Raw genomic sequence first — 22,570 nt, 5'->3', positions numbered from 1 at the left:
GGGAAAATGTTCGAGCTCGTCGATAACGTCCCACAAACGGCAGTAATCAAAGTCATCGGTGTCGGTGGTGGCGGCGGCAACGCCGTGAACCACATGGCCAAGAACAACGTCGACGGCGTGGAGTTCATCTGCGCCAACACCGACGCCCAGGCGCTGAAGAACATCGCGGCGCGCACCGTGCTGCAGCTCGGTCCGGGCGTGACCAAGGGCCTGGGCGCCGGCGCCAACCCTGAAGTCGGCCGCCAGGCCGCGATCGAGGATCGCGAGCGCATCGCCGAGGTGCTGGAAGGCGCCGACATGGTCTTCATCACCACCGGCATGGGTGGCGGCACCGGTACCGGTGCGGCGCCGATCATCGCCGAGGTGGCCAAGGAAATGGGCATCCTGACCGTCGCGGTGGTCACCCGTCCGTTCCCGTTCGAGGGCCGCAAGCGCATGCAGATCGCCGACGAGGGCATCCGCTCCCTGGCGGAAAGCGTCGACTCGCTGATCACCATCCCCAACGAGAAGCTGCTGACCATCCTCGGCAAGGACGCGAGCCTGCTGGCTGCCTTCGCCAAGGCCGACGACGTGCTGGCTGGCGCCGTGCGCGGCATCTCCGACATCATCAAGCGTCCGGGCATGATCAACGTCGACTTCGCCGACGTGAAGACCGTGATGAGCGAGATGGGCATGGCCATGATGGGCACTGGCGCCGCCAGCGGCCCGAACCGTGCCCGCGAGGCCACCGAGGCGGCGATCCGCAACCCGCTGCTGGAAGACGTCAACCTGCAGGGCGCCCGCGGCATCCTGGTGAACATCACCGCCGGTCCCGACCTGTCCCTGGGCGAGTACTCCGACGTGGGCAACATCATCGAGCAGTTCGCCTCCGAGCACGCCACCGTCAAGGTGGGCACCGTGATCGATCCGGACATGCGCGACGAACTGCACGTCACCGTGGTCGCCACCGGTCTGGGCGCGCGCCTGGAAAAACCGGTCAAGGTGGTCGACAACACCGTGCAGACCCAGGCGGTCAGCAGCCAGGCTCCGGTACAGCGCGAGCAGCAGTCGGTGAACTACCGCGACCTGGACCGCCCGACCGTGATGCGCAACCAGGCGCACGGCAGCGCGGCCACCGCGGCCAAGCTCAACCCGCAGGACGACCTGGACTACCTGGATATCCCGGCATTCCTGCGTCGCCAGGCCGATTGAGGCAATTTATCAGGAGTATGAACGTGATTGGTGTTCAGCAAAGGGCGGTTCTGCTATCATCGCCGCCCATTGTTGACAACAGTTCGCAACTTGCGCGAAAGCGGCCAAAGCCATGATCAGACAACGCACCTTGAAGAACATCATCCGGGCCACCGGCGTCGGTCTGCACTCGGGGGAGAAGGTCTACCTCACCCTGAAGCCGGCTCCGGTGGACAGCGGTATCGTGTTCGTCCGTACCGACCTCGACCCGGTGGTGGAAATCCCGGCACGGGCCTCGAACGTCGGCGAGACCACCATGTCGACCACCCTGGTCAAGGGTGACGTCAAAGTGGATACGGTGGAGCATCTGCTCTCGGCCATGGCTGGCCTGGGCATCGACAACGCCTATGTCGAGCTGTCCGCCTCGGAAGTGCCGATCATGGACGGCAGCGCGGGGCCCTTCGTATTCCTGATCCAATCCGCCGGCCTGCAGGAGCAGGAGGCGGCCAAGAAGTTCATCCGCATCAAGCGTGAAGTGACCGTGGAAGAGGGCGACAAGCGCGCCACTTTCGTTCCCTTCGACGGCTTCAAGGTGAGCTTCGAGATCGATTTCGATCACCCGGTCTTCCGTGGTCGCACCCAGAAGGCGACGGTGGACTTCTCCAGCACTTCCTTCGTCAAGGAAGTCAGCCGCGCGCGGACCTTCGGGTTCATGCGCGACATCGAGTACCTGCGTTCGCAGAACCTGGCGCTCGGTGGCAGCGTGGAGAACGCCATCGTGGTCGACGAGTATCGCGTGCTCAACGAAGATGGTCTTCGTTACGAGGACGAGTTCGTCAAGCACAAGATCCTGGACGCCATCGGTGACCTGTACCTGCTTGGTAACAGCCTTATCGGCGAGTTCCGCGGCTTCAAGTCCGGCCATGCCCTGAACAACCGCCTGCTCCGCGCACTCATCGCGGACAAGGAGGCCTGGGAAGTGGTCACCTTCGAAGACGCGAGCACCGCGCCGATTTCCTACATGCGGCCCGCTGCGGCCGTTTGAGGAAACCTTCCTCCTTTCAAGCTGTACATATTGAAGGCCACCTCCGGGTGGCCTTTTTTTTATGTGCGCGAAATGACGCGGGCAGGATGCTTGGAGGTTGGAGAAGGAAAATTCACACGAGTTCACCGGCAAAGGCCGATGAAAGGCCCGAACGGATCGGCGGTAGGGGCGGGGCTCAGTCTTCGCGCGGACGGCTGCGGCTGGCCAGGCGTTCCAGGGCGGCCTTCAGGCGCGGGTTGCTGATGCCTTCGGCGGCTTCCTGCAGGGCTTCGGCGGCGGCGACGGAGAGCTGGTGGCTGCGCACCGGCGCCTGGCGCTCGACCTGGGGCTGGACCTTGAACAGGATGTGCTGCAGCCCGGCGAACTCGTCGAACATCTGCAACTGGCGCAGCAGGCGTTTCTGCTGGTAGCGCAGGCGCGTGGCCCAGTGCGCGTCGGTCAGCACCAGCAGCAGGCTGCCGGCGCGCCAGGCGGCGACCCGGCAGTGCGGGCGCGCGGCCGGCTGCAGCTGGCTGTCGAGCAGCTGTTGCAACTGGGCGAGGCGCTGGGCCTCGTTGAACAGCGTCTGCAACGGCTTGGCTTCGCGCAGCAGCTTGGTGGTGGCCTGTGCCGGCAGCGGGCGGAACGCCATGGCGAAAATTCCGGGGTTGTTGAGCGGCGATGGTATCAGAATGGGGGCATCCCGGGCCGCCGCGCCGACGTCCGTCGCAGCCGAGCCTTGAACTTTCCCCGTGCGACACAATATAAAGCAGGCGGGCTGCCAGTCCGCCCCCGCGTTCCGGCCAGGCAATGTGCATGCTGGGAAAGTCCCCGGCATGACCTGGGCACTTCTTTCGTTCACGTTTCCGAGTAGAATGCCCCCTTTGCCGTCGATGCAAGCCGCGGCCAGCCAGTCGGGCAGCCCTCCATTCCCCAAGTTCGGATGACCCAGTCGATATGTTTGCGCCTTTGTTGAAAAAACTCTTTGGAAGCAAGAACGAGCGTGAAGTGAAGCGCATGGCCAAGCAGGTCCAGGCCATCAATGCGCTCGAGCCACAGATGGTGGCGCTTTCCGATGAGCAACTGAAGGCCAAGACCGAAGAGTTCAAGGCGCGCGTGGCCAAGGGCGAAAGCCTCGACGACCTGCTTCCCGAAGCCTTCGCCGTGGCCCGCGAGGCGGGCAAGCGGGTGATGGGCATGCGTCACTTCGACGTCCAGCTGATCGGCGGCATGAGCCTGCACGAAGGCAAGATCGCCGAGATGCGCACCGGCGAGGGCAAGACCCTGGTGGGCACCCTGGCGGTGTACCTGAACGCGCTGTCCGGCAAGGGCGTGCACGTGGTCACCGTGAACGACTACCTGGCCCGCCGCGACGCCAACTGGATGCGTCCGCTGTACGAATTCCTCGGCCTGTCGGTCGGCGTGGTCACGCCGTTCCAGCCGCCGGAGGAGAAGCGCGCGGCCTACGCCTCGGACATCACCTACGGCACCAACAACGAATTCGGTTTCGACTACCTGCGCGACAACATGGCCTTCAGCCTGCAGGACAAGTTCCAGCGTGAGCTGAACTTCGCCGTGGTCGACGAAGTGGACTCCATCCTCATCGACGAGGCGCGCACCCCGCTGATCATCTCCGGCCAGGCCGAAGACAGCTCCGAGCTGTACATCAAGATCAACAAGCTGATCCCGCGCCTGAAGCGCCACATCGAGGAAGTCGAGGGCCAGGTGACCCAGCAGGGCCACTACAGCATCGACGAGAAGACCCGCCAGGTCGAACTCAACGAGCAGGGCCACGCCTACGTCGAGGAACTGCTGAGCCAGGCCGGCCTGCTGGGCGAGGGCGAGAGCCTCTACTCGGCGCACAACCTCAGCCTGCTGACCCACGTCTACGCCGCGCTGCGCGCCCACACCCTGTTCCACCGCAACGTCGAGTACATCGTCCAGGGCGACCAGGTCCTGCTGATCGACGAGCACACCGGCCGCACCATGCCCGGCCGCCGCCTCTCCGAGGGCCTGCACCAGGCCATCGAGGCCAAGGAAAACCTGCCGATCCAGGCCGAGAGCCAGACCCTGGCCTCCACCACCTTCCAGAACTACTTCCGCCTCTACACCAAGCTGTCCGGCATGACCGGCACCGCCGACACCGAGGCCTTCGAGTTCCGCCAGATCTACGGCCTGGACGTGGTGGTGATCCCGACCCACCGGCCGATCGCCCGCAAGGACTTCAACGACCTGGTCTACCTGACCCAGGAAGAGAAGTACGCCGCGATCATCACCGACATCCAGCAGAGCCAGGCCCTGGGCCGGCCGATCCTGGTCGGTACCGCGTCCATCGAGACCTCCGAGTACGTGTCCAAGCTGCTGGAGCAGGCCGGCATCGAGCACAAGGTGCTCAACGCCAAGTACCACGAGAAGGAAGCCGAGATCATCGCCCAGGCCGGTGCGCCGGGCTCGGTGACCATCGCCACCAACATGGCCGGCCGCGGTACCGACATCCTCCTGGGCGGCAACTGGGAAGCCGAGATCGCCGGCCTGGAAAACCCCAGCGACGAGCAGATCGCCCAGATCAAGGCCGAATGGCAGAAGCGCCACCAGCAGGTGATCGAGGCCGGCGGCCTGCACGTGATCGCCTCCGAGCGCCACGAGTCCCGCCGCATCGACAACCAGCTGCGGGGCCGTTCCGGCCGCCAGGGTGACCCGGGTTCCAGCCGCTTCTACCTGTCGCTGGAAGACAACCTGATGCGCATCTTCGCCTCCGACCGGGTGAAGAACTTCATGAAGGCCCTGGGCATGCAGCCGGGCGAGGCCATCGAGCACCGCATGGTCAGCAACGCCATCGAGAAGGCGCAGCGCAAGGTCGAAGGCCGCAACTTCGACATCCGCAAGCAGCTGCTCGAGTTCGACGACGTGGCCAACGAGCAGCGCAAGGTGATCTACCACATGCGCAACAGCCTGCTGGCCGCGGAGAACATCGGCGACACCATCGCCGAGTTCCGCGAGGAAGTGCTGAACAACACCATCAGCCAGCACATCCCGCCGCAGTCGCTGCCCGAGCAATGGGACATCTCCGGCCTGGAAGCCTCGCTGTACAGCGACTTCGGCCTGAAGCTGCCGGTCCAGCAGTGGCTGGACGACGACGAGAAACTCTACGAGGAGACCCTGCGCGAGAAGATCCTCGCCGAGCTGGTCGCCGCCTACAACGAGAAGGAAGAGCTGGCCGGCGCCGAGGCGCTGCGCACCTTCGAGAAGCAGATGCTGCTGCGCGTGCTGGACGACCTGTGGAAGGACCACCTGTCCACCATGGACCACCTGCGCCACGGCATCCACCTGCGCGGCTACGCGCAGAAGAACCCGAAGCAGGAGTACAAGCGCGAGTCCTTCAACCTGTTCCAGGAACTGCTGGATTCCATCAAGCGCGACACCATCCGCGTGCTGTCCTTCGTCCAGGTCCGCCGCGAGGACCCGGCCGAGGAAGAGGCGCGCCTGCGCCGCGAGGCCGAGGAAATGGCCAAGCGCATGCAGTTCCAGCACGCCGAGGCGCCGTCCATCGACCAGGCCCCCGATGCCGAGGAAGGCGAGGAGGGCGAGCAGGGCCCGGCCCAGGTCGTGCCGCTGGAGCCGGTGCGCGCCGAGCCGAAGATCGGCCGCAACGAGCTGTGCCCCTGCGGTTCCGGCAAGAAGTACAAGCATTGCCATGGCCAGGTGAACTGATCCGCCTGACCTGACCACACGACGCCGCGACCGGCCCTGCCGCTCGCGGCGTTTTTCACATTCGATCCACCCTTTTTCGTAAGGAGCACATCCATGGCTGTCGGTCTCGGCCCCATCTCCACCCTGCATCCGGTCCCCGGCTTCGAACTGGGCATCGCTTCCGCCGGCATCAAGCGCCCCGGTCGCAAGGACGTCGTGGTGATGCGCTGCGCCGAAGGCTCCACCGTAGCCGGGGTGTTCACCACCAACGCCTTCTGCGCCGCGCCCGTGCTGCTGTGCAAGAAGCGCTTCCTCGGGCCGGTGCGCTACCTGGTGACCAACACCGGCAACGCCAACGCCGGCACCGGCGAGCCGGGCCTGGCCAACGCCTCGGCGGTGTGCGCCAGGCTGGCCGAGCTGGCCGGGGTGGACGAAAGCCAGGTGCTGCCGTTCTCCACCGGGGTGATCGGCGAGCCGCTGCCGGTGGCCAAGATCGAGGCCGCGCTGCCAGCCGCCCTGGCCGCCCTGGGCCCGGACAACTGGGCCGAGGCCGCCGCCGGCATCATGACCACCGACACCCTGCCCAAGGGGGCCAGCCGCCAGTTCGAGCATGACGGCGTGACCGTCACCGTCACCGGCATCAGCAAGGGCGCCGGCATGATCAAGCCGAACATGGCCACCATGCTCGGCTACATCGCCACCGACGCCAAGGTCGCCCAGGGCGTGCTGCAGGACCTGCTGCGCGACGCGGCGAACAAGTCGTTCAACCGCATCACCATCGACGGCGACACCTCCACCAACGACAGCTGCACCCTGGTCGCCACCGGCCAGGCCGCGCTGCCGGAGATCACCCAGGCCAGCGGCGCGCTGTTCGGCGCCCTGAAGCAGGCGGTGATCGAGGTGTCCATGGAGCTGGCCCAGGCCATCGTCCGCGACGGCGAAGGCGCCACCAAGTTCGTCACCGTGCAGGTCAACGGCGGCGGCACCCACCAGGAGTGCCTGGACGTCGGCTACGCCGTGGCCCACTCGCCGCTGATCAAGACCGCGCTGTTCGCCTCCGACCCGAACTGGGGCCGCATCCTCGCCGCGGTCGGCTACGCCGGCGTGCCGAACCTGGACGTCAGCAAGATCGACGTGTTCCTCGACGAAGTCTGCATCGCCAGCCGCGGCTGCCGCGCCGCCAGCTACACCGAGGACCAGGGCGCGCGGGTGATGGCCCAGGAAGAGATCACCATCCGCATCGAACTGGGCCGCGGCGACTGCAGCGAGACCATCTGGACCACCGACCTGTCCCACGAGTACGTGAAGATCAACGCGGAATACAGGACCTGATCGAAGGCGGCTGCAGGCTTCAGGCGGCAGGCTGCAGGCAAGAGCGAAAAGCCCGCCCCCTGGGAGCGAGCCCGCTATGCTCTTCGCCTGTAGCCTGTAGCCTGTAGCCTGTAGCCTGTAGCCTGTAGCCTGTAGCCGGCGCGAGGAACGAGCGATGAAACTGGTCATTGGCAGCAAGAACCTGTCGTCCTGGTCGTTGCGTGGCTGGCTGGCCATGCAACTGACCGGTGCGGAATTCGAAGAGGTGCTGATTCCGCTGGGGGGCGTCGACACCTCGCGGCGCATCCGCGAGCACTCGCCCACCGGCAAGGTGCCGGTGCTCGAGTGCGAGGACGGGGTGATCTGGGACTCCCTGGCGATCGCCGAGTACCTGGCCGAACGCTTCCCCGAGGCGCACCTGTGGCCGCGCGGCGAGGCGGCCCGGGCGCTGGCGCGGTCGATCTGCGCGGAGATGCACAGCGGCTTCCCCGCCCTGCGCTCGCACATGCCCATGGACCTGCAGCGGCACAAGCCGCTGGCCAAGGTGCCGGCCGAAGTGGAAACCGACATCGCCCGCGTCATCGAGCTGTGGACCCTGTGCCGCCAGGGTTTCGGCCAGGACGGGCCTTTCCTGTTCGGCCACGCCAGCATCGCCGACGCCTTCTACGCGCCGGTGGCCACGCGCCTGCGCAGCTACGCCGTGGAGCTGCCGCCGCTGGCCAAGGCCTACGTGGACACCATCTACCAGTGGGCGGCCTTCCAGCCCTGGCTGCAGGCCGCGCTGGCCGAGCGCCCCTGAGCGCCGGCAACCGACGAGGAGTTATGCAGTGAAACGAGTACATGTCGCCGCCGCCGTGATCCGTGGCGCCGATGGCCGCGTGCTGATCGCCCGGCGCCCGGACGACAAGCACCAGGGCGGCCTCTGGGAGTTCCCCGGCGGCAAGGTGGAGGAGGGCGAGCCGGTGCAGGCGGCGCTGGCCCGCGAGCTGGAAGAGGAGTTGGGCATCCGCGTCGAGCGCGCCCGGCCGCTGATCCGCGTGGCCCACGACTACCCGGACAAGCAGGTGCTGCTGGACGTCTGGGAGGTCTCGGGGTTCTCCGGCGAGCCCCACGGCGCCGAGGGCCAGCCGCTGGCCTGGGTGGCCCCGCGGGAGCTGCCCGACTACGAGTTCCCCGCCGCCAACCGGCCCATCGTGCACGCCGCGCGCCTGCCCGAGCGCTACCTGATCACCCCCGACGGCCTGGAGCCGCAGGAAGTCCTGCAGGGCATCCGCGCCGCCGTGGCCGGTGGCGTGCGCCTGATCCAGCTGCGCGCGCCGAACATGTACAGCCCGGAATACCGCGACATGGCGGTGGACGCCGTGGGGCTGTGCGCCGGCAAGGCGCAGCTGATGCTCAAGGGCCCGCTGGAATGGCTGGGCGACTTCCCCTCCGCGGGCTGGCACCTGACCGCCGAGCAACTGCGCAAGTACGCCCCCAACGGCCGTCCCTTCCCCCAGGAGCGCCTGCTCGCGGCCTCCTGCCACGGCGCCGAGGAGCTGGCGCTGGCCAGCGCCATGGGCGTGGACTTCGTCACCCTGTCGCCGGTGCAGCCCACCCAGAGCCACCCGGGCGAACCGGCGCTGGGCTGGGACGCGGCGCAGCAACTGGTGGAAGGCTTCAACCAGCCGGTATTCCTCCTCGGCGGCCTGGGCCCGCAGGACCTGGAGCGCGCCTGGCAGGCAGGCGCCCAGGGCGTGGCCGGCATCCGCGCGTTCTGGCCGAAGAGCGAAGCGTAGGCCGTACGACCTGTAGGAGCGGACTCCGTCCGCGATAGCCGGACGTATCGGCTGAAATCCGCTCCTACAACCGCCCCTACGCCATTCCCACTGTAGGAGCGCGCCCTGCGCGCGAATCGCGGGCAGGGCCCGCTCCTACAACCGCTCCCACGCCATTCCCATTGCAGGAGGCATGGTGTTTCAGGAGCGTAGGGCGAATAACCGTTCGCGGTTATCCGCCGCCGGCCGGAGCCTCGGTGCCCGACGGCGATGGCGGATAACGCCATAGGCGTTATGCGCCCTACGGTGGGCCGGGAGGGTTCAGGCGGGTTTTTCCGCCGCCTTCCACAACACCTCGGCAACGCCCTGGCGCTTGGCGGCGATGCGCGCGGCGACGAACAGCAGGTCCGACAGCCGGTTCAGGTAGCGCAGCCCCGCGCCCTGCAGCGGCTCCTCGGCGTTGAGCTGCTGGCAGCGGCGCTCGGCCTTGCGCGCGAGGGCGCGGCACACGTGGATCTGCGCCACCAGGCGGGAGCCGCCGGGGAGGATGAAGTCCTTCAGCGGTTCCAGCTCCTCGTTCCAGGCATCGATGGCCTGCTCCAGGCGGGCCACCTCGTGGTCGTCCAGGGCCCGGTATTCCGGCATCGCCAGTTCGCCACCGAGGTCGAACAGGCGGTGCTGCACCGGCGCCAGCACCGTCAGCAGCTGGTCCAGCGCGGCGCTGTGGGCTTCCTGCAGGTCGGCCAGCAGCAGTCCCAACTGGCTGTTCAGTTCGTCCACGCAACCGATGGCCTCGATGCGCGGGTGGTGCTTGGGCACCCGGCTACCATCGGCCAGGCCGGTTTCGCCGGCGTCGCCGGTGCGGGTGTAGATCTTCGACAGGCGGTAGCCCATGCCTCAGAGCTCCTTGTTCTGCGGGGGCGGCAGCGCCACCGGCGCCACGGGCTCGTCGCCCAGCGGCAGGCGCAGGGTGAAGCAGGTGCCCTGGCCGAGTTCCGACTGCACTTCCATCTGCCCCTTGTGGTTGTTGGTGATGATGAAATAGGACACCGACAGGCCCAGGCCGGTGCCCTGGCCCACTTCCTTGGTGGTGAAGAAGGGCTCGAAGATGCGCTTGCGCACCGTCTCCGGCATGCCGCAGCCGTTGTCCTGCACCTGTACCTCCGCCCACGGCGGGTTCAGCCGGGTGCGCAGGATGATCCGGCCCTGTTCGCCTTCCTCCTCGTCGTCGCGCAGGTGGATGGCCTGGGCGGCGTTCTTCAGCAGGTTGAGCAGCACCTGCTCGAACTCGTTGGCGATCACCGGCACCGGGCCCAGGCGCGGGTCGAACTCGTGGACGATCTCCAGCGACTTGAAGTCGAAGCCGCCGGCCAGGTCGAAGTCGTTGCCGGCGATCTCCACCGCCTGCTCGATCAGCGATGGCAGCTCGCAGGGCGCCATCTGCCGGTGGCTGCGGCGGCTGAAGGCGAGCATGTGGGTGACGATCTTGGCCGCGCGCGAGCCGGCGTACTGGATGCCGTCCATCAGCCTGGGAATCTCCCGCGCCTCCAGGTAGTGGTTGAGGTCGTCCAGGGCGATGCCCACCTCGGCGGCCACCTCCAGGTTCTTCGGCAGCTCCGGCGACAGCCGCCGGCGGATGTTCTGCACGTTGTGCAGGATGGCCCCCAGCGGGTTGTTGATCTCGTGGGCCATGCCGGCGGCCAGGCCGCCCACCGAGAGCATCTTCTCCGACTGCACCATCAGCTCCTCCATGCCCAGGCGCTCGGTGATGTCGTCGATGCGGATCACCGCGCCGCGGCCGGTGCCGCCCATCAGCGGGTAGAAGGTCAGGGCATAGTGCCGCGGCGAGTCGATCAAGGCCCAGGTGACGCGCTCGACGCGCTCCACCTTGTGCTGCTCGGCGGCGCGGGTGAGCTGCAGCAGGAAGGGCTTGAGCGAGGGGAAGGCGAGGAACACCGGCTGGTTCACCGCGTCGTCCAGGCTGGTGCCGGAGAGCCGGCTGGCCTCCTGGTTCCACTGGGTGACGTAGAGCTGCTCGTCCACCGCGATCAGGGCCGAGGGCATGGAGTCGATGATGCTGTTGAGGTAGTGCTGGAAGCCGGTGAGCTTCTTCTCGATCTTGCTGCGCACCTGGACTTCCAGTTCCAGCTTGCGGTTCGAGCGGCGGGTTTCCTCGGCCAGGTCCTGGGCCTGGGCCATGGCGTCCTGGGCGTCGTCGCGGGCGCGCTTGAGCTGCTGCTCGCGGGCCTCGATGCGGGTCAGCATGGTGTTGAAGGCGTCGGACAGGCGGCCGATCTCGTCGGCGTTGCCGCGTTCGGCGCGCAGCGAGTAGTTCTCCTCGCGGGTGACCTGGCGCGACAGTTCCTCCAGGCTGCGGATCGGCCGGGTGATCAGGCGGCGGATCTGCCGGGCGATGAGCATCCACAGCAGCACGCTCACCGCCAGGATCGCCAGGCTGGCGGTCAGGGTGCCGGTATAGAAGGCGCCGGGCAGCTCGCTGCTGGCCACCAGCAGCAGGTAGCCGTTGCGCCCGCCGGGTTGCGGCAGCTCGAACAGGGCGTTGAGGCGGTATTCGCGGGCGCGCCAGCGCTCCAGGTCTTCCAGGTGCCTGGGCAGCGAGCCTTCCCGGGGCGACTGGGCGATGCGCGTGCCGTTGGCGTCGTAGAGCGCCGCGGCGCGCAGCGGCTGGTAGTCGTCGAGCTGGTGCAGCAGGGTGTCGGCCTGCTCCGGGGAACTCAGCGCCGGGTAGCTGAGCGCCGGGTTGGCGATCAGCCGGCCGATGGTCTGCAGGGCCTGGGGCGCCACGCTGTCCTGGGAGATCCAGTAGGCTGCGCTGATGAACGCCAGGTTGGCCGCCAGCAACACGGTGGCCAGCAGCACCAGCAGGGCGGCGAGGATCTTCTGGCCGACCGGCAGGTTTTCCAGGCGCTGACGCAGGTTGATGAAGGACGGCATAGGGGCTCGGCGATCGAAGGCGAGGCGGGCAGGTTAGCCCGCCGTTCAGGCCTCGGGCAATCCGCGTTGGCGCAGCGCGTCGCGCAGGCGCTGGTGCAGGGCGTTCAGCCCGGGCAGCGGCAGGCCGCGGCGGCGGCCTTCGGCGCAGGCATGGCCGAGCAGGTAGGCGACCTCGGTGCGGCGGCCGCTGGCCACGTCCTGGTACATGGAGGAGTAGTTGGCCGCGGTGGCGGCGATCACCCGTTCCACTTCGCCCTGCAGCTCCCGCGCCGCGGCGTCGTAGCCGCAGGCATGGAGCAACTGGCCGAGTTCGTCGCACAGGCCGGCGACCTGCTCGGCATGGCCGGCCAGCTCGCCATTGCGGCAGTGGTGGAGCACGGTCAGCGGGTTGATCGCGCAGTTCAGCGCCAGCTTGCGCCACAGCCGTTCGAGGATGTCGTCGCTCCATTGCGCGGGAATCCCGGCGCTGGCCAGCTCGGCCAGCCAGGCTGGTGCCGGGCCGCCGCGCTCGTCGCCGAGCCAGGTCTGCCCGCGGCCGGCGAAGACCACGCGGAAGTCGCCGTCGCGGAACGCCCCTTCGGTGCTGGAGGCGTACAGGCAACGTGCCCGCGGCAGGTGCGCGGCCACCGCCTGCTGGCTGCCCAGGCCGTTCTGCAGGAGGATGATCTCGGCGCCGGGGGCCAGGTGCGCGGCCACGCTGGCGGCGGCCTCCTCGGCGTCGTAGGCCTTGCTGGCCAGGAGCAGGCGCTGGATCGGGGCGTTCAGCTGGCCGGCGGTTTCCGCCGGGATCGGGTAGAGGCTCTCGCGGCCGTCCTCGCACAGGCTGACGCCACCGCGGGCGCGGTACGCCGCCAGGCGCTGGCGGTCACGCAGCAGCAGCTGCACGGGAAGGCCGGCACGGGCCAGGCGGGCGGCCCAGAGGCTGCCGAGGCTGCCGGCGCCGAGGATGGTCCAGTTCATGGTGGGGCTTCGCGGGTCGATGGGCGTACTGCGAAGTCTAGCGCACCCCGGGCAGCCGGCTGGCGTTGATCCGTCCGCTGGCGTAGGCGTCGGGCAGCAGCTGGCGGGCCTGTTCCAGCACGGCCTCGGCCTGCAGCGGCAGGGACTTGGCGTCCAGCCCCACCAGGCCGATGCCGGCCTTGAGGGTGACGAAGCCGCGGCTGGTCTTGAAGGCCTTGAGGTTGAGGCCCTCGTGCAGGCGGCGGAAGCTGCTCGGCGAGCATTCCTGGAGGTCGTCGATCAGGGTGATGAGGCCGAAGTGCTGCTCGTCGATGCGCGCCAGCACGTCCAGCGGCCGCACCAGTTGCTGCAGGCGCCGGCCGATGCCGTGCAGCAGCTCCTGGTGGAAGCCGGGGAAGTGCTGGCCGTCCTGCTCCAGCAGGGCGGGGATGCCGATCAGCAGGTAGCACACCGCGCCGCCGCGGGACTCCACCTGGCGGATGCTGTCGGCGAGCTTCTGCCGCAGGTAGCGCAGGTTGCCCAGGCCGGTGGCGGCGTCCACCAGGTTGCGTTCCTCCAGGCGGTTGATGTTCTCGGTGAGCAGGCGGTTTTCCACCAGCAGGCGCTGCAGGGTGTTGCACAGGCGGTCGGCGGCCAGCACCCGTGGCACCAGCTGTTCGCTCATCGCCGCCTTGCTGACGAAGTCGTCCACGCCGCGGTCGAAGGCTTCGGCCAGGGCGTTGTCGCCCTCCTTGCCGGTGAGCAGCATGATGTAGGTGTAGTGGTCGCCGCTCTCGTCCAGCTGGCGTACCCGCGCGGTGAGCTCCAGGCCGTCCATCTCCGGCATCAGCCAGTCGGCCAGGAGCACGCTCACCGGTTCCCGTTCCAGCAGTTGCAGGGCTTCGCTGGCGCTGCTGGCGAAGCGCACGTTCTGGTAGCCGGCCTGGCTCAGTGCCCGGCCGATCATGGCGCTGGAGAATTTCGCGTCATCGACCACCAGGATGCTCAGATGGTTGGTTGGCATGGGGCAGGGGACTCGGAGGAGGCGGGGGGGAGTTCGCCGGTTCTTGGCCGGGCGCGCGCTTGTGGCTCAGTTATAATGAGCGCGCATTTTTACCGTCAAGCCAGGCGCATGCCCGACTGTGAACCGGGTCGCGCCGTCCATCTGGAGAGATGACATGCCTTCGTTCGACGTGGTGTCCGAACTGGACAAGCACGAACTGACCAACGCCCTGGACAACGCCGGCAAGGAGCTCGATCGCCGTTTCGACCTCAAGGGCAAGTGCAGCTTCGAGCCCAAGGACAAGTCGGTTACCCTGACCGCCGAGGCCGATTTCATGCTGGAGCAGATGCTCGACATCCTGCGCAGCAACCTGATCAAGCGCAAGATCGACATCCAGTGCATGGAGCTCAAGGACGCCTACCCCTCGGGCAAGGTGGTCAAGCAGGAAGTGGACTTCCGCGAGGGCATCGACAAGGACCTGGCGAAGAAGATCGTCGGCCTGATCAAGGACCGCAAGATGAAGGTCCAGGCCGCCATCCAGGGCGAGCAGGTGCGCGTCACCGGCAAGAAGCGCGACGACCTGCAGGAAGTGATCGCCCTGCTGCGCAGCGAATCCCTGGGCATGCCGCTGCAGTTCAACAACTTCCGCGATTGAGCGGAACCTCGTCGACCGGGCGGCGTCGCAATTAGAGTGCCGCTCGGCGAACACCGATCGCCATGGTTCGCCATGGCGATCGCATTTCTACGGATCGAAACCAAGGGGGCCCCATTCCATGGACATGAACTACGACCAGATAGTACGGAGCGCTGAGGCCTGGACGCCGCTGGTGCTGAGTTACCTGGGCAACGCCGTGCTGGCGCTGATCACCCTGCTGGTCGGCTGGTGGCTGATCAACCTGCTGACCCGCCGGGTGGGCGGGCTGCTGGCCAGCCAGCGGGTGGACAAGACCCTCCAGGGCTTCATCGGCAGCCTGGTCAACATCGTGCTGAAGATCCTCCTGGTGGTCAGCGTGGCCTCGATGATCGGCATCCAGACCACCAGCTTCGTCGCCGCCATCGGCGCCGCCGGCCTGGCCATCGGCCTGGCCCTGCAGGGCAGCCTGTCGAACTTCGCCGGTGGGGTGCTGATCCTGCTGTTCCGCCCGTTCAAGGTCGGCGATGCCATCGAGGCGCAGGGCGTCGCCGGCACCGTGGACAGCATCCAGATCTTCCACACCGTGCTGCGCACCGGTGACAACCGCACGGTCATCATGCCCAACGGCGCGCTGTCCAACGGCATCATCACCAACGTCTCGAGCCAGGCCACGCGCCAGGTGATCTTCGACATCAAGCTGGCCTTCGACGCCGACCTGGACGCGGCCCGCGGCATTCTCCTGGAGCTGGCCCAGGACCCGCGCGTGCTCAAGACCCCCGCGCCGGTGGTGGTGGTCTCGGCCCTGGGCGAGAACTCGGTGACCCTGTCGCTGCGCCTGTGGACCGCCAATGCCGATTTCGGCGCGGTGACCTTCATGCTCAACGAGCAGGTGCGCCTGTGCCTGCGCGACCGCGGTATCGACCTGGCGCTGCCGAGCCGGGTGGTGCGGGTGGTCAGGGGGGCCGAGGAGGAAGCCTTCGCCGAGTGAGGGCGAGCCCATGAAAAAGGCCGGCATATAGCCGTAATGCTGTTCACTTAAGAGAGAGAATGCCGTTTCTCTGGCTGGGGGAAACGGCATTTTTCATATGGGAGGGGCTGTGGATTCGCTTGCAAATCCTGATCCCTCGCTCCGATCCTCACCCCCGCCATTCCCGCGAACGCGGGGAACCCAATGACGTCGGGTTTGGGTGTAGCGCGCCGCTCCGAGTGTTCGGATGTTTCTTGTTTCGCCCCTCGGGCGAGTCCCTTTTGTCAGTCGCCACAAAAGGAACCAAAAAGGCTTGCCCCGACATACGGGCCCGATGGAGCCGGGCTACCCTCACGAACTCCCCCGCCACGGAGGCCCGCCCCGACAGCACGTCCCTGTACTGATCGGGGCTCTCGCGACATCCATGTCGCATGACCTCCTGAGCGCCGGTTTCGCTCGGCCTTCTGAAGGGGCGTTCCGGTGCGCTCGGTTGTTTCTCTGGAAATCCCAAACGCCAGAGCAAAAGCGCTTTTGCTCTTCGTAGGAGCGAGCTTGCTCGCGAACCTTGGATTCCCGCGTTCGCGGGAATGACAGGGTGGGGTTGGGCGTTTCAGGATGACTCAGGATTTTCCGGCGACTCAGGACAGCCCCCTCTCCCTCCGGGAGAGGGCTGGGGTGAGGGAGCGGAGCCAGGCTGGAACACCTTCGCTGAACCACCACCCATCGCTTAAGTGAACAGCATTACGGCATATAGCCGGCCTTTTTCGTTTCTGCGCCGTGTAGGGCGGATAACCGTTCGCCGCCATCCGTGCCACCGGGATGTCCTGCGTGGCCGGTGAGTCCAATCGCGGACGGAGTCCGCTCCTACAGGGGGGGCGGTCGTAGGAGCGGACTCCGTCCGCGATTCGGCGGATAACGCCGTAGGCGTTATGCGCCCTACGAACCTGCGCTGCGCGGGGGCGCTACCGGCTCTTCCGGTTCGCGCGGCACGCCGTCGGGCATGCCTTTGTCGCGGCGCAGCCACAGCCAGCCGATCAGCAGCAGGGTGGGGATGCCGAGCACGGCGGTGACGAAGAAGAAGTGCTCGTAGCCCATGTGCTCGACCATCTTGCCCGAATAGCCGCCGATGAAACGCGGCAGCAGCAGCATGGTGGAGCTGAGCATGGCGTACTGGGTGGCGGAGAACTTCAGGTTGGTCAGGCTCGACAGGTAGGCGACGAAGGCCGAGGCGGCCAGGCCGCCGCTGAAGTTGTCGAGCATGATGGTCAGCACGAACATGCTGACGTGGGGCTCGAACTCGCGCAGCAGGGTGAAGACGTCCTCGCCGATCACGCTCGGGTCGGTGATTGGCCCCATGTGCGCCAGCATGGCGAACAGCAGGTTGGTGCCGGCCGAGGCGGCGCCGGCGAGGAACAGGATCGGCAGGATGCTGAAGCGGGCGATGAGCAGGCCGCCGGCCGCCGCGCCGACCAGGGTCATGATGACGCCGAACAGCTTGCTGACGGTGGCGATCACTTCCTTGGAGAAGCCCATGTCGATGTAGAACACCCCGGCCATCACGCCCATCACGGTGTCGGAGAGCCGGTAGGTGGAGATCAGCCCGAGCAGCAGCAGCGCCTGCCAGCGGTAGCGGCGGATGAACTCGGTGATGGGCGTGAGCACCGGCGCCATCAGCAGGCGGCCGGGGGCCGACAGGCAGCTCAGGGCGATCAGCAGGTAGAGGCTCGCCAGCCACCATTTGCCGGCGCCCGCGGAGTTGGTCATGGCGGTGCCGGTCACCAGCAGGATGATCAGCACTATCACCGATACCGCCTGGTGGACGAAGTCGAACTGCGGCACGCCCTTGCCGTGGGCGGCGACCAGCAATGGCCGGCGCACCCGCGAGAGCAGCTCGCGCACCGGGCGGATCTGCTTGCGCCCGCGCGGGCTCAGGCAGAGGACGATGAACAGGGCGTAGAGCCCCGCCCGCGGCCAGGCCTGGTTGGTCAGCGCGGTGAGCATGGCCGGCACCGAGATCAGCAGCACCAGCAGTTGCAGCACCGAGAGCAACTGGTGGTTGAAGGCGTAGGCGGAGTTGCCCACCGCCTGCGGCTGGACGTTCACGTCGGGCTCGCGGATCAGCAGGCTGGTGATCAGGCCGGGCAGGATCAGCAGGGCGAACAGCGCGTAGGTCAGGCCCCAGGCCGTCTGGCTGTAGTGCAGGCTGCTGGAGCCCAGCCACTCGGCGAGGAACAGCGCGCCGGCGCTGGCCAGCAGCACGGCGCCGCGGTAGCCGGTCATGTAGCAGGCGGCCAGGGCGGCCTGGCGGGTGTTCTCGGCGATCTCCAGGCGGTAGGCGTCGATGGCGATGTCCTGGGTGGCCGAGGCGAAGGCCACCACCAGGGCCAGGCCGATCAGCCAGGGCAGGTGGCTCTGCGGGTTGCACAGGGCCATGCCGAGCAGGCCGATGGCGATCAGCGCCTGGGAGAACACCAGCCAGGAGCGGCGCCGGCCGAGCCGGCCGACGATGGGCAGGCGCCACTGGTCGAGCATCGGCGACCACACCCACTTGAACGCGTAGACCAGCCCCAGCCAACTGGCGAAGCCGATGGTTTCCCGCGCCACGCCGGCTTCCCGCAGCCACACCGAGAGGGTGGTGAAGACCAGCATCGTCGGCAGCCCGGCGGCGAAGCCGAGCAGCAAAAGCGCGAGACTGGCGGGAGACTTGTAGGCAACCAGTGCCTCTCGCCAGGAGTGCTTCTTCATGAAAGGTTTCCAGCACGCAAAAAATTACGCGAACTCTACTCGCAGAGCCCGCCGTGAAGCCAGCCGTGCCGACGTATGTCCACCCGATCGTTGTGGATTCGGACTCCCTCGGCGCGCAATCGTGCCCGCTGTTCGTCGCCACCCGGGCTGCCCAGCGGCAGGCTGATGCGCCCGCCGGCGGCGATCACTCGGTGCCAGGGCAGGCGCGAGCCCTCCGGCAACTGGCTGAGCACCCGGCCCACCAGGCGCGCCGAGCGGCCCAGGCCGGCCATGCGGGCCAGCTCGCCGTAGCTCACCACGTAGCCTTCGGGTACCTGCGACAAGGCCAGGTAGATGGCCTCGCGGCGTACCTGCAGGCTTTCCAGGCCCAGGTCTGCGGTGTTTTCCGGAAGGGGCGCGGGCGGTTTTCTCGAGGGCATGGGGCGGTTTTCCACTGGCAGTGGGGCCTGGTCGACAGCATAGAGCCGCCATGATGCAGGAGGTGCCCTTCATCCATCCAGTTGAACTCCCCGCATGGGGGCCGGTCAGTCGTTGCTCTGGTGTCGGGTGTGCGGATAATGCCCGGCTTTTGTTCCAGCCGTCCGAATTGAATGCCACTCATGCTGTCGAGAACCCTGCTGTGCCTTGCCGTCGCCGCCGCTCCGCTGACCTCCCTGGCCGATACCGTCTGGTTGAAGAACGGTGACCGGCTGACCGGCAAGATCAAGCTCTACGACGGGGGCCGCCTGGTGCTGGCCACCGACTACGCCGGCGAGGTCACCCTGACCGGCGACAAGATCTCCACCCTGCAAACCGAGCAGAACCTGCTGGTCAAGCACGACGAGGACGCTACCGGCGAGCATTCCAAGGGCCTGAAGGCCGCCGAGCCGGGCAAGGTCACCCTGGTCAACGGCGCCGAGGAAACGGTGCCCCTGGCCAGCATCGAGCAGATAGTGCCGCCGCGTCCGCTGTTGCAGGACTGGGTGTGGAAGGGCCAGGTGGACTTCTCCGTCGACCACAGCATGGCCGAGAACGACGTCGAGGACTACGACGTCGACTTCAAGACCAACGCCCGCCACGGCATGTGGCGGCACAACCTGCAGGGCGAGTACAACCGCGAGAAGAAGGACGACTCGGTCAGCGTCAACAATTACTCCGCCGAGTACGCCCTGGACCGCTTCCTGGACGAGCACTGGTTCTGGCAGGGCAAGGTGGAATACAAGCGCGACTGGGTCGAGGACCTGGAGAAGAAGCGCACCGTCGGTACCGGCCCCGGCTACCAGTTCTGGGACAACGAGCTGGGCGCCTTCTCCCTGGCCACCCTGGTCAACCGCAACGACTACGACTTCGTGGGCGGCGAGAAGGATCATTTCTACTCGGCGAGCGTGAAGTGGGACTACAACCGCTACCTGCTGGCCAAGCAGTTCGAGATCTTCACCAACGGCGAGGTGGGCAAGCCGCTGTCGTCGAAGGTGGACTACGAGGTGGAGAGCGAGGCGGGCATCCGCTACAAGCTGACCTCCTGGGCGGCGCTGAGCCTGAAGGGCGAGTGGGACCGCCTGAGCGCCGAGGACGGCGGTGTGAACCAGCGGCGCTATACGCTGGGGATCGGGGTGGGTTGGTAAGAGAGGGCTACAGGCGGCAGGCTACAGGCTACAGGCTACAGGCTACAGGCTACAGGCTACAGGCGAAGAGCGTAGCGATTCGGCTCTTCGCTCCTGCCTGCAGCCTGCCGCCTGAAGCCTGTCGCCGCTTTACAGCCTCAGCCCCCATCCAGCTCCAGCACGCGGCCGGTGTAGTAGTCGTTCTCGAGGATGTAGGCCACCGAGTGGGCGATCTCGTCCGGGCGGCCCAGGCGCTTGAGCGGGATGCCGGCGGTCATTTTCTCCAGGGCCTCGGGCTTCATGCTGGCGACCATGTCGGTCTCGATGAAGCCCGGCGCCACGCCGGCCACGCGGATGCCGTAGCGCGCCAGTTCCTTGGCCCAGACCACGGTGTCGGCGGCGACGCCGGCCTTGGCCGCGGAGTAGTTGGCCTGGCCCATGTTGCCGGCGCGGGAGATGGAGGAGATATTGACGATCGCGCCCTGGTTGTCCAGCTCGATCATCTTCGCCGCCACTTCGCGGGTGCAGAGGAACACGCCGGTCAGGTTGACGTCGATCACCGCCTGCCACTGGGCCAGGCTCATCTTGCTCAGCTGGCCGTCCTTGACCTTGATGGTCAGGCCGTCGCGCAGGATGCCGGCGTTGTTCACCAGGCCGTTGATGGCGCCGAAGTCGCTGGCCACCTGGGCCACCATGTGGCTAACCTGTTCCTCGTTGGCCACGTTGCACAGGTAGGCGCGGGCGTCGCCGCCGGCGGCCTTGCAGGCGGCGACCGCCTCGTCCAGTTTCTCCTGGTTCAGGTCGACCAGCGCCAGTTTCGCTCCCTTGGCGGCGAGGAACTCGCCCATGGCGCGGCCCAGGCCCTGGCCGCCGCCGGTGATGATGATGACCTTGTCTTGCAATTGCATGGTTGGAATCCCCACGGCAATGTCTGGTGAATGGCCTCGCCGGCAACGGTGAACGAATTTTCTGTGCCCGTCCGTTTGCGACGGATTCTTAGCGAGGAGTCATAAGGTGAGCGTGAAAGCTGCCAAGAATGCCCGAGAATTGCTGCTCAAGGAATACCGCGCAGTGCTTTCCACCCAGTCGAAGAAGTGGCCGGGCTACCCCTTCGGCTCGGTGGTCCCATACTGCCTGGATGGCGCCGGCCGGCCGCTGATCCTGATCAGCCGGATCGCCCAGCACACCCACAACCTGCAGGCCGACGCCAAGTGCTCGCTGCTGGTGGGCGAACGTGGCGCCGACGACATCCAGGCCGCCGGCCGCCTGACCCTGCTGGCCGAGGCCCGTCCGCTGGAGGACGTCGAGGAGATCGAGGCCGCGGCGCAGCGCTACTACGCCTACTTCCCCGGCTCGCGCGACTACCACAAGGCCCACGACTTCGATTTCTGGGTGCTGCAGCCGGTGCAGTGGCGCTTCATCGGCGGTTTCGGCGACATCCACTGGCTGGGCGCCGACAGCGTGCCGCTGGCCAACCCCTTCGCCGGCGAGGTGGAGCAGGGCATGGCCGGGCACATGAACCAGGACCACGCCAATGCCATCGTGCACTACCTGGAACTGGCCGGCCTGCCGGTGGGCGAGGCCCCGGAACTGGTGGGAATCGATACAGAAGGTTTCCACCTGCGCGTCGGCTCCATCCTCCACTGGCTGCCGTTCCCGGCGCCCTGTGCCAACCCTGGCGAGGTGCGCCAGGCGCTGGTGCAACTGGCGCGGGCGCAGGCCTGGCCGGGCAACGAGGTGATCCAGGCTTGAAATAGGCGGGTGTCGGCGCCAACTACGGAATATCCGGGCCGACGCCCCGCCAAGGACCCCTGAAATGCGAGTCACCCTGTTCTTCCTGCTGCTCTTCCCGCTGATCGAACTGGCCGTACTGATCAAGGTCGGCAGCGTCATCGGCGTGGGCTGGACCCTGCTGTTGCTGGTCGCCAGCGCCTTCCTCGGCGCGGCGCTGCTGCGCGTGGCCGGCCTGGCCACCCTGTGGCGCGCCCGCGAGCGCCTGTCCCGCGGCGAGGTGCCCGAGCAGGAAATGCTCGAGGGCCTGCTGATCGCGGTCGGCGGTGCCTTGCTGATGCTGCCGGGTTTCATCAGCGACATCCTCGGCCTGCTCTGCCTGCTGCCGTTCACCCGCAGCCTGCTGCTGGGCGGGCTGCGCCGGCGCATGCGCGAGCAGGAGGAGCGCCGCCGCGCCTTCGCCGGCGACCCGTCGGCGCAATCGCGCGGCCCGCAAGGGCCGAACGTGATCGAGGGCGAGTTCGAACGCCGCGACAACGATCGCCTGCGCTGAAATTTTTTTCCCCACGGCCTTGAAATGCCCCACGACGACCTCATGTAGCAGGCACCGCAAGGTCCCTGTCATTCGGACAGGCTGTCTTACGCGGCTCGCCCGTCGGGCCGCAAACCGGCGAAGCCGGCTTCAACAAAACCTGCCGGACATCGATCCGGCCGTTGGAAACCACTGTTTGGGAGAGTTACGACTATGAAGCTTCGTCCTCTGCATGACCGCGTCGTCATTCGTCGCAGCGAGGAAGAAACCAAGACCGCAGGCGGCATCGTGCTGCCGGGTTCCGCCGCCGAGAAACCGAACCGTGGCGAAGTCGTCGCCGTCGGTACCGGCCGCGTGCTGGACAGCGGCGAAGTTCGCGCTCTGGCAGTGAAAGTGGGTGACAAGGTGGTGTTCGGCCCGTACTCCGGCAGCAACGCCATCAAGGTCGACGGCGAAGAGCTGCTGGTGATGGGCGAGTCCGAGATTCTCGCCGTCCTGGAAGACTGATCAGTCCGCCCCAACCCCCACT

Annotated in this window: 20 protein-coding genes; 12 read left to right on the top strand and 8 right to left on the bottom strand. The window is 67.1% G+C overall.

Annotated elements, in window-relative coordinates; translation table 11 throughout:
- Nucleotides 1-6: 6 nt before the first annotated feature.
- Together ftsZ and lpxC are read left to right on the top strand one after the other, a co-directional pair.
- Nucleotides 7-1,191, top strand: a complete 1,185-nt coding sequence (ftsZ, locus tag PKO50_RS25115) for a cell division protein FtsZ (protein ID WP_009617925.1) — start codon at nucleotides 7-9, stop codon at nucleotides 1,189-1,191.
- Nucleotides 1,192-1,303: 112 nt separating this feature from the next.
- The gene (gene lpxC / locus PKO50_RS25110) at nucleotides 1,304-2,215 is read left to right on the top strand and encodes a UDP-3-O-acyl-N-acetylglucosamine deacetylase (protein ID WP_009617927.1); all 912 of its coding nucleotides are present in this window, start codon (nucleotides 1,304-1,306) and stop codon (nucleotides 2,213-2,215) included.
- 175 nt (nucleotides 2,216-2,390) lie between these two features.
- Here lpxC and PKO50_RS25105 read toward each other — a convergent pair whose 3' ends face one another.
- The gene (locus PKO50_RS25105; RefSeq protein WP_275627569.1) at nucleotides 2,391-2,846 is read right to left on the bottom strand and encodes a DciA family protein; all 456 of its coding nucleotides are present in this window, start codon (nucleotides 2,844-2,846) and stop codon (nucleotides 2,391-2,393) included.
- Nucleotides 2,847-3,151: 305 nt separating this feature from the next.
- On the opposite strand from PKO50_RS25105, the gene secA reads away from it, so the two are divergent.
- The 4 genes from secA (at nucleotide 3,152) to PKO50_RS25085 (ending at nucleotide 8,973) form a co-directional block, all read left to right on the top strand.
- Nucleotides 3,152-5,905, top strand: coding sequence for a preprotein translocase subunit SecA (secA, locus tag PKO50_RS25100; RefSeq protein ID WP_275627568.1), 2,754 nt, complete (start codon nucleotides 3,152-3,154; stop codon nucleotides 5,903-5,905).
- A 93-nt stretch (nucleotides 5,906-5,998) separates the two neighbouring features.
- Nucleotides 5,999-7,216 (top strand): bifunctional glutamate N-acetyltransferase/amino-acid acetyltransferase ArgJ, encoded by a 1,218-nt coding sequence (gene argJ / locus PKO50_RS25095; protein ID WP_275627567.1) that lies wholly within the window; start codon nucleotides 5,999-6,001, stop codon nucleotides 7,214-7,216.
- Between the two features lie 154 nt (nucleotides 7,217-7,370).
- Complete coding sequence (locus tag PKO50_RS25090) at nucleotides 7,371-7,994, top strand: glutathione S-transferase family protein (RefSeq protein ID WP_109932018.1); 624 nt, start codon at nucleotides 7,371-7,373, stop codon at nucleotides 7,992-7,994.
- Nucleotides 7,995-8,022: 28 nt separating this feature from the next.
- Nucleotides 8,023-8,973 (top strand): Nudix family hydrolase, encoded by a 951-nt coding sequence (locus PKO50_RS25085; protein ID WP_275627566.1) that lies wholly within the window; start codon nucleotides 8,023-8,025, stop codon nucleotides 8,971-8,973.
- 300 nt (nucleotides 8,974-9,273) lie between these two features.
- On the opposite strand, the gene PKO50_RS25080 is transcribed toward PKO50_RS25085, so the two are convergent.
- Genes PKO50_RS25080 through PKO50_RS25065 form a run of 4 tightly spaced genes read right to left on the bottom strand, consistent with a single transcriptional unit; the run spans nucleotide 9,274 to nucleotide 13,870 of the window.
- Nucleotides 9,274-9,846: a cob(I)yrinic acid a,c-diamide adenosyltransferase gene (locus PKO50_RS25080; protein ID WP_275627565.1), complete on the bottom strand. Its 573-nt coding sequence runs from the start codon at nucleotides 9,844-9,846 to the stop codon at nucleotides 9,274-9,276.
- A gap of 3 nt (nucleotides 9,847-9,849) precedes the next feature.
- Entirely contained in the window at nucleotides 9,850-11,895 is a 2,046-nt protein-coding gene (locus tag PKO50_RS25075; RefSeq protein WP_109932939.1) for an ATP-binding protein, read from the bottom strand.
- 57 nt (nucleotides 11,896-11,952) lie between these two features.
- Nucleotides 11,953-12,867 carry a putative 2-dehydropantoate 2-reductase gene (locus PKO50_RS25070; RefSeq protein ID WP_109932012.1) on the bottom strand — a complete coding sequence of 305 codons (915 nt, stop codon included), beginning with the start codon at nucleotides 12,865-12,867 and terminating at the stop codon, nucleotides 11,953-11,955.
- 37 nt (nucleotides 12,868-12,904) lie between these two features.
- Nucleotides 12,905-13,870, bottom strand: coding sequence for a response regulator (locus tag PKO50_RS25065; protein ID WP_109932010.1), 966 nt, complete (start codon nucleotides 13,868-13,870; stop codon nucleotides 12,905-12,907).
- A 154-nt stretch (nucleotides 13,871-14,024) separates the two neighbouring features.
- Here PKO50_RS25065 and PKO50_RS25060 point away from each other — a divergent pair, with 154 nt between their 5' ends.
- Together PKO50_RS25060 and PKO50_RS25055 are read left to right on the top strand one after the other, a co-directional pair.
- A complete protein-coding gene (locus tag PKO50_RS25060; protein WP_089390669.1) occupies nucleotides 14,025-14,504 on the top strand; it encodes a YajQ family cyclic di-GMP-binding protein in 480 nt (159 codons plus the stop codon).
- Between the two features lie 118 nt (nucleotides 14,505-14,622).
- A complete protein-coding gene (locus PKO50_RS25055) occupies nucleotides 14,623-15,471 on the top strand; it encodes a mechanosensitive ion channel domain-containing protein (RefSeq protein ID WP_275627564.1) in 849 nt (282 codons plus the stop codon).
- A gap of 915 nt (nucleotides 15,472-16,386) precedes the next feature.
- Here the strand turns inward: PKO50_RS25055 and ampG are convergent.
- Together ampG and PKO50_RS25045 are read right to left on the bottom strand one after the other, a co-directional pair.
- On the bottom strand, nucleotides 16,387-18,195 hold the full coding sequence (gene ampG, locus PKO50_RS25050) for an MFS transporter AmpG (RefSeq protein WP_275627563.1): 1,809 nt from the start codon (nucleotides 18,193-18,195) through the stop codon (nucleotides 16,387-16,389).
- A gap of 35 nt (nucleotides 18,196-18,230) precedes the next feature.
- A complete protein-coding gene (locus tag PKO50_RS25045; protein ID WP_177412065.1) occupies nucleotides 18,231-18,614 on the bottom strand; it encodes an MGMT family protein in 384 nt (127 codons plus the stop codon).
- A 180-nt stretch (nucleotides 18,615-18,794) separates the two neighbouring features.
- On the opposite strand from PKO50_RS25045, the gene PKO50_RS25040 reads away from it, so the two are divergent.
- A complete protein-coding gene (locus PKO50_RS25040; RefSeq protein ID WP_275627562.1) occupies nucleotides 18,795-19,799 on the top strand; it encodes a DUF481 domain-containing protein in 1,005 nt (334 codons plus the stop codon).
- 137 nt (nucleotides 19,800-19,936) lie between these two features.
- Here PKO50_RS25040 and PKO50_RS25035 read toward each other — a convergent pair whose 3' ends face one another.
- A complete protein-coding gene (locus PKO50_RS25035) occupies nucleotides 19,937-20,686 on the bottom strand; it encodes an SDR family oxidoreductase (protein WP_275627561.1) in 750 nt (249 codons plus the stop codon).
- A 106-nt stretch (nucleotides 20,687-20,792) separates the two neighbouring features.
- Between PKO50_RS25035 and PKO50_RS25030 the strand changes: the two genes are divergently transcribed.
- From PKO50_RS25030 to PKO50_RS25020, 3 genes are all read left to right on the top strand, one after another.
- Nucleotides 20,793-21,530 carry a HugZ family protein gene (locus PKO50_RS25030; RefSeq protein ID WP_109934427.1) on the top strand — a complete coding sequence of 246 codons (738 nt, stop codon included), beginning with the start codon at nucleotides 20,793-20,795 and terminating at the stop codon, nucleotides 21,528-21,530.
- 64 nt (nucleotides 21,531-21,594) lie between these two features.
- The gene (locus PKO50_RS25025; protein WP_275627560.1) at nucleotides 21,595-22,062 is read left to right on the top strand and encodes an FxsA family protein; all 468 of its coding nucleotides are present in this window, start codon (nucleotides 21,595-21,597) and stop codon (nucleotides 22,060-22,062) included.
- A gap of 192 nt (nucleotides 22,063-22,254) precedes the next feature.
- On the top strand, nucleotides 22,255-22,548 hold the full coding sequence (locus PKO50_RS25020) for a co-chaperone GroES (protein ID WP_207883833.1): 294 nt from the start codon (nucleotides 22,255-22,257) through the stop codon (nucleotides 22,546-22,548).
- Nucleotides 22,549-22,570: the final 22 nt, after the last annotated feature.

This window comes from Pseudomonas sp. 273 (assembly GCF_029201425.1).
Lineage (GTDB): Bacteria > Pseudomonadota > Gammaproteobacteria > Pseudomonadales > Pseudomonadaceae > Pseudomonas > Pseudomonas delhiensis.
This window is presented reverse-complemented; position numbering and strand designations above follow the sequence as displayed.